Genomic DNA, 17,380 nt, shown 5'->3' with positions numbered 1-17,380 from the left:
ACAAGATGTCACAGGCTGGCATCAAGCCTATCTGATCACAACTTCAGTTTGTGCCGCGAGGTTCAATCGATAACACAGGACATTATGATATGATAACGAGGCCCTGCAACGCGACGCCCGCTTGAACGAGGAAGGCTACCGCTCAGAGAGGTCGTCCTTGCAAAATGCAACCTGCGACGAGTTGTCAGCAGGAATGTATTCTTAGAGATCATCGTTGCGTGGCGGATCGCCACACTGGTTGCTATTTGTCGGAATGACGGTGCTCCGCGTAGATCCGCTCGACCCAGAACAGGGATCGGCGCTTGCGCCAGCCGCGCAACGCATCCTCGACCGCGAACGGTAGGCTGAGGTGCCGGTACAGCGGGCAGGCTGCCGGGCGGGCGAGCGGCGCCAGCAGGCTGGCCGCCGTGATGTCAGCACGGCCGAAGCCGCCGCCGACAAGGTAGTGCCGCCCAGCCACCTGCGCGTCGAACCAGTCGAGCGCCGCTTCGACCTGCCGCTCCAGCCCAGGACGCGCGTCGGCCCAGGCTTCCATGCCCCGGATCATCCGCTGGCGCGTCAAGGGCCACAGCAGCCGACCCATCAGCGCCTGCGGGCGAGGGACACCATCAAGCAGGATCTCGCGGACCTTCGAGGACGGGTGGTGGAGCAGCGCGCTGTAGAGGTAGCGCCGCACCAGCGGGCCGACCCAGCGCTCGAAGCGGCCTTCGAGATCAGGATCACCGCCACTGATCCCGGTCCAAGTCAGGATGCGGTCGCTGCCCTGGATCACCTGGGTGCCGGTGTTCAGGATCGGTAGCGCCGTCCCCGTCCCAAGGCGTATCGCGATCAGCGCGTGCGGCCCGGGGGCGCAGCGCACCTCCCGGTAGATCACGCCAGCGTGGTCGAGCGCCCACCGCGCCCGCTCGCAGAAGTGCGACGGCGCGAGAACGAACAGACGGGCTTCGCGACCAGCCATGGAGAGGATGTGGTCTGCCGATCATCCCTGTCGAGACCTGCGGCTACAGCCTGCGCCTTCGTGCATGGCCGATCGGCAGGCGAACGCGTGCTGCCGCTCTCAGGTGGTCTACTTTTCTCACGTCAGGCTGTCATGAGAATGTCTTGTCGTGTGGGAGCTTAGCCGATGTGAATTCCGTTCACATCGCTGGAACCCGCATACTCCTGGTCAGTTTTCTCGCCGAGCAAGGCGAGACGATGAGCAACAGACCCGACAGCGTGCAGGATCCGTTCGTGTCCAATCAGGTCGGCTCGCATGCCCTTGGAGCAGGACACCGGGCCACGGCCACGGAGTCGGTGAGCGCCGACGCCGTCATCCCGCTCGCAGAGGAGACCGCTCGGATCGACAAACGCGTCGTCGAGAAGGGCCGCGTGCGCGTCCACACGCACACCGAGGTCAACGAACAAGTGCTGCGCGAGACCCTGCGCAGTGATGCGGTCGGCGTCACGCGTGTTCCCATCGACCGCATCATCCAGGAGGGCGAACCTGCCCCACAGGTCCGCACAGAGGCAGGGGTCACCATCATCCCCGTCCTGGAGGAGGTGCTCGTAGTCGAGAAGCGCCTCGTCCTCAAGGAAGAAGTGCACATCCGCCAGACCACCAGGGGCGAGGACGTGGAAGTGCCCGTCACGCTGCACAAGCAGCACGCCACCATCGAGCGCATCCGGCCCGATGGCACCATCACCTCAGAGCCAACTACCGAGGAGTAGTTCATGCAGACGATCACGGCGATGTTCGACACCCGCAACGAGGCCCAGACCGCCCTCGACAAGCTGGTGCAGGCTGGTGTGCCGCGGGAGACCATCCGTCTCTCGCCTGAGGCGCAGAGCGGGTACACGGCGTCCAGCACCACGTCCTACGACTACCGCCGGGACGAGGGCGGGTTCTGGGCGTCGCTGAAGGACATCTTCATGCCCGACGAGGATCGCTACTCGTATGCCGAAGGCATGAGCCGTGGCGGCACCCTGGTGATCGTCACCGCCGACCAGAGCCAGTCGGCACGGATCATCGAGTTGCTGGACGCCTCCGGTGCGGTGCACATGGACGAGCGCGAGGCGGCGTGGCGCAAGGAGGGCTGGACCGGCTACGCAGCGACCTCGACCGGCACCAGCACGGCCACGGGTGCGGCCACGACAGGCACACAGACCACCACGCAGGCGGGGATTGGTGCGGCGGCCGGTACGACCGTGGGCCGTGACGAGACCATCCCGGTCGCCGAGGAGCAACTGCGGGTCGGCAAGCGCGTGGCCGAGGCTGGGCGTGTGCGGGTGCGCTCCTACGTTGTCGAGACGCCTGTCCAAGAGCAGGTGGCGCTGCGCGACGAGCACGTCCACGTCGAGCGCCGTCCAGTCGACCGCGCTCCGACAGCGGCGGACGAGCGGCTGTTTGCGGAGCGCACCATCGAGGCGACCGAGCGGGCCGAGGAGGCGGTGGTCTCGAAGGATGTGCGGGTGAAGGAAGAAATCGGCCTGCGCAAGGAGGTCGAGCAGCACACCGAGACGGTGTCGGACAAGGTGCGCCGGACCGAGGTCGAGGTCGAGGACGAGCGCGGGCAGGTCACTCGTACCGGCACCGCAGGCACGACCAAACCGAACCAGCGCCGCTGAGGTGATCCCTCCTGCGGGTGCTGACAATTGGCAACATTCCCGCACGATACGTCGACGCTCCGCCCGAACGGGCGGGGCGTTTGCTTGTCGTTAACCGTCCTGTCGGCGAGATGGTGCGAGCGACAGGATGCTGAGAGATGCGCCAGATCGAGGTTGAGGAGGGGCTACGCCTTCGCTTTCCGCGCCGGACCGAGGAGTTCAATGAAGGCGTAGAGATCGGCCTGCTGGTCGCACGGATCGCGCGGGGGGATCAGGCGTTCACCTGTCTGATCTCGGCCGCGAACGTTGATCAAGCGCGGGTCGTTGCCCAACACCTTGGCTATCGCATACAGATCGCGGCCGAGAATTCCGGACTGAGCGAAGTACATTTATCCTCACGGCCAAAGCGACCGAAACTCACCTTGGTGCATGACAATCGAAGAATAGCCTCATCTTGATTGAGCGAATCACACCGCATGTGTCAGCCACGCAGGGCCTGCACGACCGAGTGTAATTACCAGATCTGCCGATGCTGCGGGCTCGCAGTCGCAAGGCTTGGCTCTGCCGCACCTGCTTGAACCCTGCTCCGTGCCCTAGTTGAAGTAGCAGAAGGCTGGCCGCTACACGAGCCAGCCCTGACGGAGGCGCTCATGTCCGAGCCTGTGCGCATCACGGTCAAGCCTGACGGCGGTACACCCTGTTTCGCGGTGACCGACCGCTTGTCTTCGGTCTGGAGCGGAAGGTGGCGCTCCAGGTGGCGGAGACCTACAGCGTGGTGATCGAGCACGCCTACAGCATCAGCCTGCACTGACGCCCGGAGCGTTGGCGGGCAATCGCGCGACGAAGCCGAGACGGGTCGGCATGGCCAGCCGCTCACGCGCGCGGGCGCCGACCGACTTGCCAAGCGAGGCGCTCGCGCCAGTCCCCGGGCAGATCGACGTGTTTCAGGCGCATGCGGGTCTCGACGCTGGCCAGGACCCGTTGCCAGTGCTCGTCCGGCAGGCTCGCCAATTCGGTGAAGCCCAAGTTGCGTGTTGCTGTCCACGCCACCTCCAGCCACTCAAGTCCGAGAAAGGCTGGCGGGCGCGGGCACATCGGCGGTCATCCCAGATTTTCGTTCCAGGATGCCGCGCTCGCCCGTTCCTCGCCAGTCCGCACGGACCAGACCGACCCTCGGCGAGCAGCGCCTATCTCAGGAGCGCTCCTGCGCTTCCTTCTGCGTGTGGCCGATGCCGTGCTGAGGCCGGGGTTCGCCCCCGTGCGTATCCGTGAAGGTCGAGCGCTCGCCCGTCTGCTTGGCCCGGTGCACTCGGATCCGCTGGTAGATCAGGACGGCAAAGACGAGCGCGAAGGTCGTGAACGCGAGCCAGTAGATCAGACCGGAGTCACCCATGGCGGCCTCATCATGCAGGGTGGCAATCTGCCTCGTCCAACATCGGCTGAAGAGGGTGAGTTCCAAGCCTCAGGGTGCACTCACTTCGTGCGGACGATCCATCTCGTTCGTAGCCTGAAGCTGATCGCGGTGGGCTTGCATCGCCGCCAGCAGCGCATCAAGTTCGTGCAGGGCCTGCTCGGCTCGCGCCGTGTCCTGCCCTGCCGCGGTCAGGCGCGCGAGATCGTGGATGCGGGCAAGCCGATACGCCTCGCCGTCGTCGATCAGCCGGGCCAGGATGACGAGGCTGCTCTCCCGGTCTTCGATCTGGGCTGGGTCGGGTGCCCCTGCCCTCACGCTCATGAGCGTCGTGAGGCGCGTAGATCGGCGCGATACCGCTGCATGGTCGCCAGCACGTCGTCGATGTCATGCAGCAGGCGTCGGGCGGCGTGAGCACTGTGACCATCCCCGCGCAGGTACTCGACGAGTTGCGCTTGCACGATGCGGCGTGCCTCACCCTCGATGACAAGGTGGTCGAGCAGGTTGATCTCCTCGTCCGGCGTGTTCCTCATGTCCGATCTCCATCTGGACTTGTCTTGCTGGCACGTAGCACACCTGCTGCTCGCCCAGACACCTCCGCTGGACGGGTCACGACAGCGCAGCGTCAATAGCTCGGTGGAGGTTGCCTGCATGGTCAGCAGGAACTCTGCTGGCCCGCTCAACCGGCACTCATTCCGTCAGCAAGCCGCACTGAACTCCTTGTCGGATCGAAGTTGATGTGCTGTCCGGGCAGATGCAGGTAGCCGGAATGGAAGTTCGCAAATTTCTGAAGCCGATCCACGTCATGGATGATCAGCCGCTTTCCTTGCAGTCTGATCAGGCCGTCACGGCGAAGCGCCTGAAGGACGCGGTTGACGTGCACGGCCGACACGCCCACCGCGTCCGCCAGATCCGCTTGCGTCAAGGGAAGCTCGTAGCTGCTCCCGACCGCAAGGCCGACGATCCGCAGCCGAACCAGCAACTCGCAGAACAGATGCGCCATGTGCTTGTCGGTCGAGCGACGGCCTACGCCGATGAGCCACTCGCGCAGCACTGCCTCGTCGACCAGCTTCATCCGGCGCAGCACCCGCTCAATGGCAGGATACTCTATTGCAAGGACATCGAGGGTCTGGAGCGGGATCGTTGACACCTCGCAGGCGGTGAGCGTCGCCACCGAGTAGTCCAGACGGCCGAGAACCGAGGCGTGCAGGCCGCACAGGTCGCCCGGGATGAGATAGGCGAAGATCGAGCGCTGGCCGTCCGGCAGGATCCTGTACCGGCAGGCGAAGCCGCGTTCGATGATGGCGACGTGGTTGGGAACCGTGTCCTCCACCAGCAGGTCTTGATGCGCCGGAACCGGCTGCACCCGGGTTCTGGCCCGGATGAGTGCGTCTTGCTCATCCTGCGAGAGGGAAAACCGGCTGGCGAGCTTACGGAGGAGAGGACTTGGCATCGGCATGCCCGATCGGCGTTACCAGCCCACCACGAGGGGCGGGTGCGCGGTATCGAGTGTGACGGCCAAGCCTCGCACGAGCACCTCCACGATGTACGCATCTGTTGGTTGTAAACTGTAACGGCACTACATCAGCACGTAAATAGGATTTCTTGAGTATCGCTCCCCTGCTACAGAGGCTTAGAACTGACCCCCAGCGGTAATCGTGCGACTCCAACAGGACCGAAGACTCCAAGCTCTGCGTCTACCGCGGGTCGCAGTCAGCCTGATGCATAATCCAATTGTGTCCATTTATATGCGGTGTCACAGACTCACGCACTTTATATTCGGTCGCGATTGATCTACGATGAGGCGAAACGGGGCAGACATGCTGCTCGACGTCGACCCGAGCCACGGCGTGGTAGCGGCCCCTACCGACGCGCTTGCCATACTTCTTCGTTTGGCGATGATCGGCACCGATCAGGTGCATGGTCAAGGGTAGGAGACGGCCGAGAAGCCCAGGATGATCAGTGCTCTTCTGCATCTGCGAGCGTGCCCTCATCTCTGGTGCGGCGAAGCAAGAAGATGGAGATCACCATCGTCAGGATCAGCAAGGCCAGGACGCCAAGCTCGATCATCGAAGCCCGGAAAAGGGCTTCCTTTTGCGGCGTCCAGTCCGTGGTGTGGGTGATCTCCGAGGATTGCAGCGTGATCACCAGGACGCGCCGGATCGAGGCGATCAGCCCGACGATCAGGAACGGCTCGCAGGTCAGCCTGCCCGAGCGCATCGAGACCCGCACCGTGTGCAGGATCTCGACCAGCATCAGCAGGAACAGCAGGCGGTCGACGACTTCGAGAAGCTGTTGCGCGCCGCCGAAGGCCGTCACGGCGTGCCAAGTCAGGCCCGTCGCATCGACGAGTGCCAGCACCGCTGTGAAGGCCAGGAGCAGGCCCAGAGCGGCGTAGATCGCGTGCTCGGTGTGCAGGAAGATGAAGGCCGAGGCTCGCGTGAGCCGTCCGCCCCCCTGAGCGCTGTCAGACACCGGGCGTCCTCCCCCGATCCCCCATCCCTGGATGTGACCGGATCGGGTGGCACCTGTCCAACTCTTCACCCGTCCACGGCGCACGCTTCCTTGCAACGGAGCGAGATGGGGATCGCGCGTGGCACCAATCGGGACCTCTCAGCCCTAAGTTGCAGCCCCAACCTGAAACCGCTACGGTCTGTCACAGATGGATTTGGCCGCCCAGAGAAGGGGTTTCGTGACCGTGTCGGTCAGCGCATCACGGATGCAGGAATGATCCTCGATCAGGACCTCGACGCCGTTATGCACGAACTTGACCGCCGGATCAGGGAGGCCGAGAGGCGCACCAACGTCCTGGCCGCCGAGGTCGATGACCTGTGCCGGGAGGGCGGCGATCCGGGCCCGGTGCAGGATCAGCTTCTCGACGAGATCAGCGTCCTGTCCATGCTGAGATACCAGTACTGGCTGCTGCGCGACATGTCTCCTCGGAGGAGTGAGGAGCCGCACGTCTCCGCGCAGCCTATCGCACCGCGCGCCCCAGGCGGACAGGAGGATCCCGACGTGGAGCGCCTGTGGGCCGACCTCGACCGCGTCCTGGCCACCCTGCGCCAAGCTCGCATCCAGCAGTGCCGAGCCGAGTTCGAAGTGGAGCGGAAGGGGTGAGCGACACCACCGGGTACTGCGAAGCCCTCACTCTCGTGTTCGAGCAGGTCGCCGATCTGGCGGCTGTGTGCGAGCGGCAGCGGACGCTGATCACGCTCTCGGTGGCCCGCGGCGATGATCCATCGGAGGCCGAGATGCTGCTCGCGGGGTTCGAGGCGCACCTCGGTGTCATGAGCGCGCGCCTGCGCCAGCTTCAGGGAGAGCCGTAGCCGCAGCATGCGGGCAAGGCGTGACCCTTCCTGGCGGAACATTTCTACTCTAGGATGATTTTCTTAGAGGTGTTGCAATTGCGTGGTGTAAGATGCGTATTCCGTTCGCCATGGCGATCTCGCTCATCGTGAGCACCACTTGTGTGGCTCAAGTGGCCTCTGATCCCGATCCGAGCAAGACCGGCACGTTAGATGTTACGCTTGAGCAACGCACGCTCATCAAACAATATGCACACCAGCACCGATCGAACTTGATATTGATGAAATTACTACTACCAGCCGGAGCCACGGTTCCGGAAGACGTCGTGCTTGATCCGCTGCCTTACACCGTTGTCAGCCGGAGTCCCCACCTGCGGGACTGCGGCTATTTTCTGTCCGATACCGGCACTTACATCGTTGACGCACGTTCACGACGCGTGGTGACATCCATCGACTGATGGCCATCCTTGTAGGAAGTGGATAGATGATCAGTAGCGCGCCGAACAGGAAGCGTCGCCGCTTGTGCGGCTCTGGGAAATTTTATTCCTGGAGGAACTGGTAACAGAAGCGGTCACCGCTAAGCAATGCCACCGAGCACAAGCATCGTAAAGATCAAGCTGGCGGTGGATGCGACAAAACCGACGAACGCTGTACCGGCAGATGGTGAAGGCAAAGCGGTATCTGCCGCTTGCTGATCAAGCTGCTGCATACTCATGCTCCGAAAGCCGAAATTCAGCCTGAAAACGGATCACGGGCTCGCCGGTTCCACTCCGAAGATGGTCGTTGAAGTGGAAGATCTCACGGGCAGGTCGAGATCCAGTCGCCAACGCCAACCCGTTGTGTCGCGGTCATCAGGATCGGGGAATGCCCATTCAACGTCGAAGACCTCGTGGGCGAGCCCGAGAGCACGAAATGCCGCACGAGGCTGGAGTGTTCCCGGAGCCTCGCTGTCGCCCAAGTCTATGACGCCGCGGTGATGGCTCTCAGCACGTCATCGACCTTTCGGTCGGCTGCGGCCAGCAGCCGCCGGATGCGGGCGATCACCTCCTTCACCTCGTAGGGCTTGCGCATCAGAGGACCACACTCGCACAGGTCGGCCGCGACCCGAGCCGAACGAGCCGCGCCCGAGGTGAGCACCACCTTCACGCCGGGATGGTTCTCCCGGATCCAGCGCGCCAGGGCAAAGCCGTCCATTGATCCGCCCGGCATCTCGATGTCGGAGAAGACGAGATCCACCGTCACACCGGGTGTGGTCAGCGCCGTCACGGCTTCGTCCGCATGGGCCGCCTCGTGCACCCTGTAGCCGCACTCGCGCAGGTACTCGGCGATCACGAGGCGCACCATCACCTCATCCTCGACCACCAGGATGGTGTGTCCGGGCGGAGCACCCGAGAGAGGCAGGACGTTGGGCGGCAGCGTGCTCATGCACCTGCCAACGGCAAAGGTCGGATCTTTGTTCCTGAACGAGGCACCCACCTCGCTCCTCAGTCCACGAGCGCCTCGCCCACGAGCGCGAGGACGCGCGAGATGAGGTAAGGTTTGCGGATGTAGGTGCCGAACCGTTCGGCGATGGCCGCATCCGTCGCATGCAGCCGGGGCGAAGTCATGAGAACCTTGATGTCGGGCTGGCGGCGTTTCGCGAGGGCCGCCACCCGGAACCCCTCGTTCGGGTGGGGCAGGTGCAGGTCGATGAACAAGAGGTCGACGCTGACCGTCTTGAGGATCTTGATGGCCTCGGCGCTCGTCGCTGCCTCGATCACCTTGTAGTCGGCGTAACGCAGGGCATCGCAGATCCGGTAGCGAATGCTGACGTCGTCCTCGACCACGAGGATGGTCCGCGCCCGCCTTGCGGAGAGGGGTGGATCGTCCGCAGCCGCGGCGGTCATGGTGCTTCTGTGCTCGGTCAACGTGCGTGTCGCTCCCTAACGCCGGACAGGTCGTGCGGATGCACGTCCGCACGTGTGAAGCCGTGGATAGAGCCAACCTGTGGCGGGGCAATGGTCAGGCTCATGGGTGAGGGTCTGGCTACAGCGGCCGGGGCTTCCACGGGGCTGAGATCGGACGCGCTTGTGGTGCAATGTCGCTGGGGAATCCCGACAAGGTGCCGCATTGCGGACGTGGTGCCGGTTCATCTCCCGACCGCCAAATTAGGTCCGCCTGACAAGCGCGGTGTGGAGAGTAGAGTGAAAGAGCCGGATGTGTCGGAGCCTCCGCCCCACGATCGTGAGGCGGAGCTTGAGGCTGAGATCGCCCGGCTGCGCCGCTCTCTCGACGAGGCGGTTCGCCGCACCGCTGATGACGTCCCCGCCGCCCGCGCCGAGCACGAGCGCGAACTCGCCGACGCACGGGCCGCTCTCGTACTTGCCCAAGCGCGCGTCGCCGAGTTGGAGCAGGCCAACGTTGAACTCATCGCCAGCCGGGGAGCCCTGGCGGCCAGCGAGGCGCGCTACCGCCTCGCCGTCGAGAGTGCGAAGGACTACGCCATCTTCACCACGGATCTGGCAGGCCGCATCACCGGCTGGAACGCGGGCGCCCAGCACCTGATGGGCTGGAGCGAGGAGGAGGCGGTGGGACACCCAGCCAACCTGATCTTCACGCCCGAGGACGATCGCGCCGCTATCGCCGAGACCGAGATGCGACTGGCCGTCACCGAGGGGCGGGCCGAGGACGACCGCTGGCACCTGAAGAAAGACGGGACCCGCTTCTGGGCCAACGGGCTGATGATGCCGTTGCGCGACGACGACGGCGGGCTGATCGGCTTCCTCAAGATCCTGCGCGACCGCACGGTCGAGAAGCGGGCCACCGAGCATCAGCAACTTCTCGTCAACGAGTTGAACCACCGCGTGAAGAACACGCTCGCAACGGTCCAGGCGTTCACCACCCAGACGCTGCGCACGGCAGGGTCGCTGAACGAGGCGCGTGAGGCGATCACGGCCCGGCTGATCGCTCTGTCCAAGGCGCACGACGTGCTGACGGCAGAAAGTTGGGATGGGGCAGACCTCTCGCAGATTGTCGCCGATGCATTGCGCCTGCATGGCGGCGACGGCCAGCGCTGCCGCTGGCAGGGCAACCCGATCCGGATCTCGCCGCGCATCGCTTTGGCGCTCGCGATGGTGCTGCATGAGTTGGCTACCAACGCGATCAAGTACGGCGCCTTATCGAATGCGACTGGTACGGTGACGGTGACGTGGCGGGTCATCGACGAGGGTGGTAGGCCACCTGCCGCCCGACTTCGGCTGGCTCTGCGTTGGGAGGAGCAGGGGGGGCCACCGGTCCAGGCTCCGACACGCAAGGGGTTCGGCTCGCGCATGATCGAGCGAGGCTTGGCCAGCGAACTCGGAGGCGAGGTGGAGATCAGTTTTGAGCCTGCGGGTGTGATCTGCGTGCTCGACATCCCTCTGGAGGTCGCCTGACGGCGCTCTGAGTTATGGTTCAGCCTCACATCCGCGATCGGAAGTCGCCCTCTGCCTTGGGCACCCTTGATCAGCGGTCCTGCTGACTTCGTTGACGTGGCTTGCGACCACAATGTCGCGTCAGAACATCTGTGCTCGCCGAGCGAAGGCAAGATGCGCAATTAAGTCGCGCGCAAGAAAGTTGAAGTAACGTAGGTTACCTGGGCGGCAGGCGGTCTGAGCGGAGTGCCTGAAGTCCGAGGAGACACCCATGAAGCCAACACCACCCCTCCAGATCGTGTCAGCCGTGCAGGCTCACAGTGCCGAACTGATCGATGGCGGCGATACGCTCGCCGTTCGGATGCGCACCGCGGACGGGGGCGAAGCGGCGTTACTCATTCCGGCTGCCGCTGCCATCGAACTTGTTCGGATGGCTGCCTCTGAGTTGGCGAGGCCATATGCTCGCCGCCGCAAGCAAGAGAACGATACTTGGCTCGTTCGATAACTGCCTAGCGTGTTCAATTTCTTGTATGTCGTCGTCATTGAACCGGAAATGTCAGAGCTTCTCCAGGCATCTACAACTCGCCTTTAACAACCGGCGCGCATGATGGCCCACAACGATGATGGGGTGGGATCGTGTCACGTCCGAGTAGGAGGAAGAGCGTTCGCCGAGTGCCCCTCAGGCCAGCACGGCCAGACGCAAGCAACTTAATCGTTAACCGCGCGGACGACACGTTGGATCCGCTCCACGAAGGCGCCGTCGCGGCCAAGCTGGCGCTCGCCAAGATCCGGCAGGGGCTCTGCGTCTTCGATCGCGAGCAGCGGTTGGTTCTGTTCAACGACCGCTTCGCCACCATGTACGACCTTCTGCCCAATGCTCTGCGCATCGGCATGAGCTTTCGCGAGGTGATCGACTTGCGCTACGCGGTCGGCACTGGACCTGAAATGCCCGCTGACGAGTACGCGGCGTGGCGCCGCCAGATCAACATCGCTGACCGTGTCGTCGAGACCACTGTCACTCTGCGCGACGGCCGCGTCTACGAGATCCACCACGAGCCAACGCCGGAGGGCGGCTGGGTCGCCACTCACGACGACATCACGGAGCGCGTGCTGGCCAGGGCAGATCTCGCCGAGAGCGAGGCGCGCTACCGCGCCTTGGCCGAGATGCTGCCCCACATGGTCTGGATCATGCGGGATGGTGACGGCGAAGCCGTCTACGTCAACCACCAATTCCACGACTACTTCGGCCCGATCGGTCTGAGCCGCGCTGCCCGGATCGCGACAAACCACCCAAAGGACGCATTCCGGATCGCCCAGGCGTGGCAGGAGGTGATCTCTAGCGGCGGCCATGGCTCCGTCGAGGGCCGCTTGCGCCGCCGCGACGGCACCTACCGCTGGCATCGTCTCACCGCAGTGCCGCTCCGCAGGGACGGCGAGATCACCGCGTGGCTCGGCACCGCTCTCGACATCGACGATCTTGTGCGCACGCAGCAGGATCTGCGTGAGAAAACCGATCTGCTCCAAGTAGCCCAAGAAGCCGCGGGCGCCGGGCTGTTCGATTGGAACGTGGCGGACGGGCAAGTGCTCCTCTCGCCAGAGAGTCTGCGGCTGTTCAACCTGCCGCAGGACGGTGCCCGCACGATCGGCATGGCGGAATGCTTCGAGATCTTCCATCCGGGCGATCTGCAAGGCTTGTGGCAGGAGGCTCGGCGCGCCGTGGCGAGCGGCACCACCTACCGGGCGGAGTTCCGCGTTTCCCGTCCGGGTGAGCCAGATCGATGGATCCTGGGTACGGGTCGGGTCATCAACACGGCTGGCAGCCGATCAACGCGGATCGTCGGGCTGAACTTCGACATCAGCGAGCGCAAGCACGCCGAGGAGATCCTCCGCAGCAGCGAGGAGCGCCTCGCCCACGCCCTCGATGCGGGCAGCGACGGCCTTTGGGACTGCAACCTCATCACTGGTCGAACGTGGTACTCGGACCGGTGGCAGACCATGCTCGGCTACGCGCCCGGTGAGGTCGAGGAGCACATGCGCGCCTGGGAGTGCCTGCTCCATCCCGACGACAAGGGGAAGGCGCTACGCCTACTGGCCGATCACGTACAGGGCCGCGCGCCTGCCTACGAGTGCGAGTACCGCCTGCGCACGCGGGGAGGCGACTACACCTGGGTACTCTCGCGTGCCAAGGTTGTGGCTCACCACGCGAGCGGCGCAGCCCTTCGGCTGGTCGGCACGCATCTCGACATCAACGCACGCAAGATGGCCGAGCAGCAGATCGCCCACATGGCGCGCCACGATGCGCTCACTGACCTGCCTAACCGCCTGTTGCTGCGGGAGCGGTTGGAGCAGCGTCTGGCAGAGGTGAGACATCATGGTGGCCAGTGCGGGCTGCTCTACCTCGACCTCGACCGCTTCAAGTCCATCAATGACACGCTCGGGCACAGCATGGGCGACGCCCTCCTGCGTGAGGTCGCCCGGCGGTTCCAAAGCGCGCTGCGCGTCGAGGACATGGCCGCGCGGCTCGGCGGGGACGAGTTCGTGATCGTGATAAATGGAGCGGGCAGGGAGGAGTGTGCTGCCCTGGCCGAGCGCCTGATTGTGGCGATGCGTGAGCCCGTCTGGCTGGGCGAGCGGCCCCTCGAAGTCGGGGTGAGTGTCGGCATTGCTCTCGCCCCGACGCATGGCCTCGACACCGATACCCTGCTCAAGCGCGCCGATCAGGCGCTCTACCGGGCCAAGCACGAGGGCCGCAATACCTACCGGCTGTTCGAGCCCGCCATGGACGAGACGGCCGAGGAGCGCCGCCGCCTTGAACTCGACCTACGGCTGGCTCTCCGTCGCGGCGAGTTCGAGATGCACTACCAGCCGATCGTGGAGGCGGCGAGCGGTACGGTCGTGGCCTACGAGGCGCTGGTGCGCTGGCGGCATCCTGTACGCGGCCTCGTGTCGCCGGGCGAGTTCATTCCTCTGGCTGAGGAGACTGGGCTGATCGTGCCGCTCGGCGAGTGGGTGCTGCGCGCCGCCACTCACGATGCTCAGCGGTTCCCGTCGCAGGTGCGGATCGCGGTCAACATCTCGGCCGTGCAGGCGCGTCACGCCAACCTGCTCCGAACCGTTCAGGCTGCCCTGAGCGCGTCGCGGCTGCCGCCTGGGCGGCTGGAACTGGAGATCACCGAGGGAGTACTGCTGGACGAGGGAGATGGGGTGCGCGACCTCCTTCGCGGGCTACGCGGGCTGGGAGTTCGGCTCGCCCTCGACGACTTCGGCACCGGGTATTCGTCACTGAGCTACCTGCGGCGGTTTCCCTTCGACAAGATCAAGATCGACCGCACTTTCATGGCGGACTTCGACAACCCTGAGACGGCCGCGATCGTGCGCGCCATCGTTGGTCTAGGCATCAGCCTCGGCATGGTGATCACGGCCGAGGGGATCGAGACGCCCGGGCAGTTGGCGTTCGCCGAGGCGCAAGGATGCGTGGAGGTGCAAGGCTACGTGCTCGGTCGTCCCCAGCCTGTCGAGGCCGCGCTGGCGGCGGGCTGCCACACAAACATCCGCTGTCAGGTGCAGGATCACGATCTCAGGATGCGGACATATAGATAAGGGCTTACGACCTAGACGTATATCGGCAAGCAAGGAGTGGCGCTGTTGCAGAAAGATAATCACTGGCGTCTCGACCATACGGGGATCGGCGTTGCCGACATACATACCTCGGCAAAGTTCTACGACAGCGTTTTGGCTTCCAGTGGGCTCCATCCTTTGGTCCGGCTGACGAGGTCGTTCGGCGCTGCGAGCGGCGGGGATGATCCTGAACTTGCTGGCGTCGGTTATGGGGTGAGCTATCCCATATTCTGGATCGACGTTTTCCACCCGCATAGCGTCAAACAACATATTGCGTTCCGAGCCCTGAGCCGCACTGAAGTCGAAGCTTTCTAACTCGCTGGCTTGAATTCCGGAGGACGTGACAATGGCTCACCAGGACTGTGTGGCGGCGGATATACTCCTGGATACTATGCCACATTCATTCTCGATCCTGACGGTAACAACATCGAAGCGGTAATGAGAGAGAGCATGTTCGTATGAGTATAGTCGATACTCGTTTGTGGCGGATATCCACTGAGACTGCGTGAAAATGAAGGCGTGTTACGAAACCTTAGAACATTTTTTATTCGGCGGACATTTGAGCCCGCCAGAAATCCATTCTGGTGCCGACAGAGCGTCCGAGGGAAGATACTTCTGCCTCGACCGACGGCTTCCACGTTTTTACAGAGCTTCCACCCCAAGCTGTCACCAAGGATAGGCAACCAGGAGGTTGCACATCAAGCCGGGACCGTGCAGATAGGCAACCAGGGGTTGCCTATGACGGAACGCGTGATAAAGACGATCGTCCTCAACGCCCCCATTGAGCGCGTCTGGAAAGTACTCACCGATCACCGGGAGTTCGGTGTTTGGTTCCGCGTTGATCTCGACGGCCCGTTCGTCGTCGGCCAGACCACGACTGGGCGGATGACTTATCCCGGACACGAGGCCACGCCGTGGTCTTCCACAACCGTCCGCTTGGATGCGCCCCATTGCTTCGCCTTTCGATGGCCGCACCCGCAGGACCCTGCGGCTGGCCTTGACGAGGCTCCCACCACTCTCGTTGAATTCCACCTTGAAGCTGCCACAGACGGCACGCGCTTGACGATCACCGAGAGTGGCTTTGAGGCGTTACCAGCCGATGGCCGCCTGAACGCAATGCGCAGGAACGAGGAAGGCTGGAGCATTCAAGCCACGAACATCGTCGCGCATGTCAGCGTCTGATACGACCTACCGTTGGGCTGAGGTCTTCTCGGCCCTTGGCGACCCAACCCGTCTAGCACTGCTGGCGACCCTGGCGGGCGGCCAGCCACACTCAATTGTGGGGCTGGCAGGTGACACCGGTCTGACGCGGCAGGCCGTGAAGAAGCACCTCCGGGTTTTAGAGCAGGTCGGGCTAGTCGCTAGCGAGCGGTCTGGCCGGGAGAGCCGCTACGCCTATCGGCCGCAGGTGCTTCGAGAGGCACGCGACTTTCTGGCTGAGGTGTCTGGTCTGTGGGACGACGCCCTGGATCGCCTCCGCATCGCAGTCGAGGATGGACCGCTCGCCTAGTGGCTAAGAACGACAGCCTCGCTCCTTCTCGGACCTTGTCGGCCGGATCAGATCCTGGCCAGAAGCTTTGGCCCTAAGGTTTCGCTTTTGTGATCTGGCCAGACACAGGTGGTTTCGCGGCGAACGTTGACGAACCCGGCACTTCGCTACACATGCGAGTGCGTGTAACGAAGGGTCATACGATGGACGAGAGCGCAAACCCCCTACATGATCTCACGACGCTCACAGCCGGTGTCGTCTCGGCTTACGTCTCGAAGAACTCCGTCCCGATCAGCGAACTCGCAACCCTGCTGAACTTGGTTCACGACGCGCTGCGCGGCCTTGGTGCACCTCCGGCGAGCGAGCCTGTGAAGCTGACTCCCGCCGTGCCGATCAAGAAGAGTATCACGCCTGATTACCTGATCAGCTTGGAGGACGGACGGCAGTACAAGTCGCTCAAGCGTCACCTGACCACACGCGGGCTCACACCGCAGGAGTACCGGCAGAAGTGGGGCCTGCCGCAGGATTACCCTATGGTAGCGGCGAACTACGCCGCTCAACGCTCGGAACTCGCCAAGAGCATCGGCCTCGGTCAGCAACGCCGGAAGGCATCTGCGCCAAAGAGCGCGACTCCTGATCCGGCGATAACGGCTGCGGCCACAGACACAAAGCCGGTGCGCCGCACACGGAAGACGAAGGACAGTGCCGCGTAGCGCGACGCCGGTTGGGCACATGCAGCTTGAGGTCAGACCGTCAGGCTCTCACCTCAGGCTCGGCGATCAGATTTCATCCGGATGCGCCTCTGATCCGGTGATTGTCGCCAAGGAAGGATCGCGACAGACTGGCATCAACTTCGATTTCATTGTGAAGAGAGCACCGCAGCGCCACCGATCTAAGCCAACCGAATTATGCCGGTCCACGCATCCAATTCGTTGGTACTGCCATCCGCAAGCGTGATCGCGGAGGATACATCACAGCTTAACCTTCGTTATGCAGCTTCGCTCGGCCGGGCCAGAGCACGATGACCATGCGCCCGGCGTGACGGAGTGTGGTGTGCTGTCCCAACCCTGGTCTGAGAGCGAGAGATTGAGCGCTCTGCGTTCCCTCAAGATCCTCAACACCCCGCCAGAGGCTCACTTCGACACCATCTGCCGCATCGCCCAGACGCTCTTCGGCGTGCCGATCGCGCTGATCCCGCTCGTCGAGGAGCACGATCTCTGGTTCAAGGCGAAGTGCGGTCTCAACGCGGACGGTGCGCCGCGTGACATCGCCTTCTGCAACTACACCATCCTGTCCGACGACGTTCTGGTCGTGGAAGACACCCGTCGCGACCCGCGCTTCTGCGACAACCCCCTGGTGACCGGCGAGCTTGGTGTCCGCTTCTACGCGGGCGCACCCCTCGCGCTGCCCTCGGGCCTGCGGCTCGGCACCCTGTGCATCATCGACACCAAGCCGCGACCGTTCTCGCCCGAGCAGGTCCGTCAGCTTCGTGATCTGGCCGAGGTCATCAGTGTCCGTCGTCAGATGATTTGAGACAGGCTGCGGGCCTCAGGAACGGAGGCTCTGGTCCACCTGGGTTGAG

23 protein-coding genes are annotated in these 17,380 nt (G+C 63.8%); 13 read left to right on the top strand and 10 right to left on the bottom strand.

Going from position 1 to position 17,380, the window contains the following annotated elements:
• Positions 1-241: 241 nt before the first annotated feature.
• Positions 242-958 carry a glutathione S-transferase N-terminal domain-containing protein gene (locus tag ACKUB9_RS16085; protein WP_407523598.1) on the bottom strand — a complete coding sequence of 239 codons (717 nt, stop codon included), beginning with the start codon at positions 956-958 and terminating at the stop codon, positions 242-244.
• 236 nt (positions 959-1,194) lie between these two features.
• Here ACKUB9_RS16085 and ACKUB9_RS16080 point away from each other — a divergent pair, with 236 nt between their 5' ends.
• The 3 genes from ACKUB9_RS16080 to ACKUB9_RS16070 all read left to right on the top strand — a co-directional run bounded on the left by ACKUB9_RS16080 (position 1,195) and on the right by ACKUB9_RS16070 (position 3,041).
• Entirely contained in the window at positions 1,195-1,707 is a 513-nt protein-coding gene (locus ACKUB9_RS16080; protein WP_407523876.1) for a YsnF/AvaK domain-containing protein, read from the top strand.
• Between the two features lie 3 nt (positions 1,708-1,710).
• Entirely contained in the window at positions 1,711-2,604 is an 894-nt protein-coding gene (locus ACKUB9_RS16075) for a YsnF/AvaK domain-containing protein (RefSeq protein WP_407523596.1), read from the top strand.
• Between the two features lie 137 nt (positions 2,605-2,741).
• The gene (locus tag ACKUB9_RS16070; RefSeq protein ID WP_407523594.1) at positions 2,742-3,041 is read left to right on the top strand and encodes a hypothetical protein; all 300 of its coding nucleotides are present in this window, start codon (positions 2,742-2,744) and stop codon (positions 3,039-3,041) included.
• Positions 3,042-3,456: 415 nt separating this feature from the next.
• On the opposite strand, the gene ACKUB9_RS16065 is transcribed toward ACKUB9_RS16070, so the two are convergent.
• The 6 genes from ACKUB9_RS16065 to ACKUB9_RS16040 form a co-directional block, all read right to left on the bottom strand.
• Complete coding sequence (locus ACKUB9_RS16065; protein WP_407523592.1) at positions 3,457-3,609, bottom strand: hypothetical protein; 153 nt, start codon at positions 3,607-3,609, stop codon at positions 3,457-3,459.
• 166 nt (positions 3,610-3,775) lie between these two features.
• Complete coding sequence (locus ACKUB9_RS16060; RefSeq protein WP_407523590.1) at positions 3,776-3,976, bottom strand: hypothetical protein; 201 nt, start codon at positions 3,974-3,976, stop codon at positions 3,776-3,778.
• A 69-nt stretch (positions 3,977-4,045) separates the two neighbouring features.
• Positions 4,046-4,318: a hypothetical protein gene (locus tag ACKUB9_RS16055; RefSeq protein ID WP_407523588.1), complete on the bottom strand. Its 273-nt coding sequence runs from the start codon at positions 4,316-4,318 to the stop codon at positions 4,046-4,048.
• Positions 4,315-4,527 carry a hypothetical protein gene (locus ACKUB9_RS16050; RefSeq protein WP_407523586.1) on the bottom strand — a complete coding sequence of 71 codons (213 nt, stop codon included), beginning with the start codon at positions 4,525-4,527 and terminating at the stop codon, positions 4,315-4,317. The genes ACKUB9_RS16055 and ACKUB9_RS16050 overlap by 4 nt, the downstream gene beginning before the upstream one ends.
• A 146-nt stretch (positions 4,528-4,673) precedes the next feature.
• A complete protein-coding gene (locus tag ACKUB9_RS16045; protein WP_407523584.1) occupies positions 4,674-5,447 on the bottom strand; it encodes a Crp/Fnr family transcriptional regulator in 774 nt (257 codons plus the stop codon).
• 506 nt (positions 5,448-5,953) lie between these two features.
• Complete coding sequence (locus ACKUB9_RS16040; protein ID WP_407523582.1) at positions 5,954-6,469, bottom strand: phosphate-starvation-inducible PsiE family protein; 516 nt, start codon at positions 6,467-6,469, stop codon at positions 5,954-5,956.
• A 252-nt stretch (positions 6,470-6,721) separates the two neighbouring features.
• Between ACKUB9_RS16040 and ACKUB9_RS16035 the strand changes: the two genes are divergently transcribed.
• The 3 genes from ACKUB9_RS16035 (at position 6,722) to ACKUB9_RS16025 (ending at position 7,757) form a co-directional block, all read left to right on the top strand.
• Entirely contained in the window at positions 6,722-7,111 is a 390-nt protein-coding gene (locus ACKUB9_RS16035; RefSeq protein WP_407523579.1) for a hypothetical protein, read from the top strand.
• Positions 7,108-7,320: a hypothetical protein gene (locus tag ACKUB9_RS16030; RefSeq protein ID WP_407523577.1), complete on the top strand. Its 213-nt coding sequence runs from the start codon at positions 7,108-7,110 to the stop codon at positions 7,318-7,320. Before ACKUB9_RS16035 ends, ACKUB9_RS16030 begins: the two co-directional genes overlap by 4 nt.
• Before the next feature lie 92 nt (positions 7,321-7,412).
• Complete coding sequence (locus ACKUB9_RS16025; RefSeq protein WP_407523573.1) at positions 7,413-7,757, top strand: DUF1236 domain-containing protein; 345 nt, start codon at positions 7,413-7,415, stop codon at positions 7,755-7,757.
• Between the two features lie 119 nt (positions 7,758-7,876).
• Here ACKUB9_RS16025 and ACKUB9_RS16020 read toward each other — a convergent pair whose 3' ends face one another.
• The 3 genes from ACKUB9_RS16020 to ACKUB9_RS16010 form a co-directional block, all read right to left on the bottom strand.
• A complete protein-coding gene (locus ACKUB9_RS16020; RefSeq protein WP_407523571.1) occupies positions 7,877-8,008 on the bottom strand; it encodes a hypothetical protein in 132 nt (43 codons plus the stop codon).
• A 251-nt stretch (positions 8,009-8,259) separates the two neighbouring features.
• A complete protein-coding gene (locus ACKUB9_RS16015; protein WP_407523568.1) occupies positions 8,260-8,775 on the bottom strand; it encodes a response regulator in 516 nt (171 codons plus the stop codon).
• 8 nt (positions 8,776-8,783) lie between these two features.
• Positions 8,784-9,206, bottom strand: a complete 423-nt coding sequence (locus tag ACKUB9_RS16010; protein WP_410824723.1) for a response regulator — start codon at positions 9,204-9,206, stop codon at positions 8,784-8,786.
• Positions 9,207-9,482: 276 nt separating this feature from the next.
• Here ACKUB9_RS16010 and ACKUB9_RS16005 point away from each other — a divergent pair, with 276 nt between their 5' ends.
• The 7 genes from ACKUB9_RS16005 (at position 9,483) to ACKUB9_RS15975 (ending at position 17,331) form a co-directional block, all read left to right on the top strand.
• The gene (locus ACKUB9_RS16005) at positions 9,483-10,712 is read left to right on the top strand and encodes an HWE histidine kinase domain-containing protein (protein ID WP_407523562.1); all 1,230 of its coding nucleotides are present in this window, start codon (positions 9,483-9,485) and stop codon (positions 10,710-10,712) included.
• Between the two features lie 714 nt (positions 10,713-11,426).
• A complete protein-coding gene (locus tag ACKUB9_RS16000) occupies positions 11,427-14,291 on the top strand; it encodes an EAL domain-containing protein (protein WP_407523559.1) in 2,865 nt (954 codons plus the stop codon).
• A gap of 45 nt (positions 14,292-14,336) precedes the next feature.
• A complete protein-coding gene (locus tag ACKUB9_RS15995; protein ID WP_410823535.1) occupies positions 14,337-14,624 on the top strand; it encodes a VOC family protein in 288 nt (95 codons plus the stop codon).
• Positions 14,625-15,047: 423 nt separating this feature from the next.
• Positions 15,048-15,491: an SRPBCC family protein gene (locus tag ACKUB9_RS15990; RefSeq protein ID WP_407523553.1), complete on the top strand. Its 444-nt coding sequence runs from the start codon at positions 15,048-15,050 to the stop codon at positions 15,489-15,491.
• Positions 15,478-15,819, top strand: a complete 342-nt coding sequence (locus ACKUB9_RS15985; protein WP_407523550.1) for an ArsR/SmtB family transcription factor — start codon at positions 15,478-15,480, stop codon at positions 15,817-15,819. The genes ACKUB9_RS15990 and ACKUB9_RS15985 overlap by 14 nt, the downstream gene beginning before the upstream one ends.
• Positions 15,820-16,001: 182 nt before the next feature.
• On the top strand, positions 16,002-16,511 hold the full coding sequence (locus ACKUB9_RS15980) for a Ros/MucR family transcriptional regulator (RefSeq protein WP_407523548.1): 510 nt from the start codon (positions 16,002-16,004) through the stop codon (positions 16,509-16,511).
• A gap of 340 nt (positions 16,512-16,851) precedes the next feature.
• A complete protein-coding gene (locus ACKUB9_RS15975) occupies positions 16,852-17,331 on the top strand; it encodes a GAF domain-containing protein (RefSeq protein ID WP_407523546.1) in 480 nt (159 codons plus the stop codon).
• The last annotated feature ends 49 nt before the right edge of the window (positions 17,332-17,380 follow it).

Source organism: Methylobacterium oryzisoli (assembly GCF_046557895.1).
In the GTDB taxonomy this organism is placed as follows: Bacteria; Pseudomonadota; Alphaproteobacteria; order Rhizobiales; family Beijerinckiaceae; genus Methylobacterium; species Methylobacterium oryzisoli.
The sequence above is the reverse complement of the archived record's forward strand: the minus strand, read 5'-3'. Positions and strand labels throughout refer to the sequence as shown.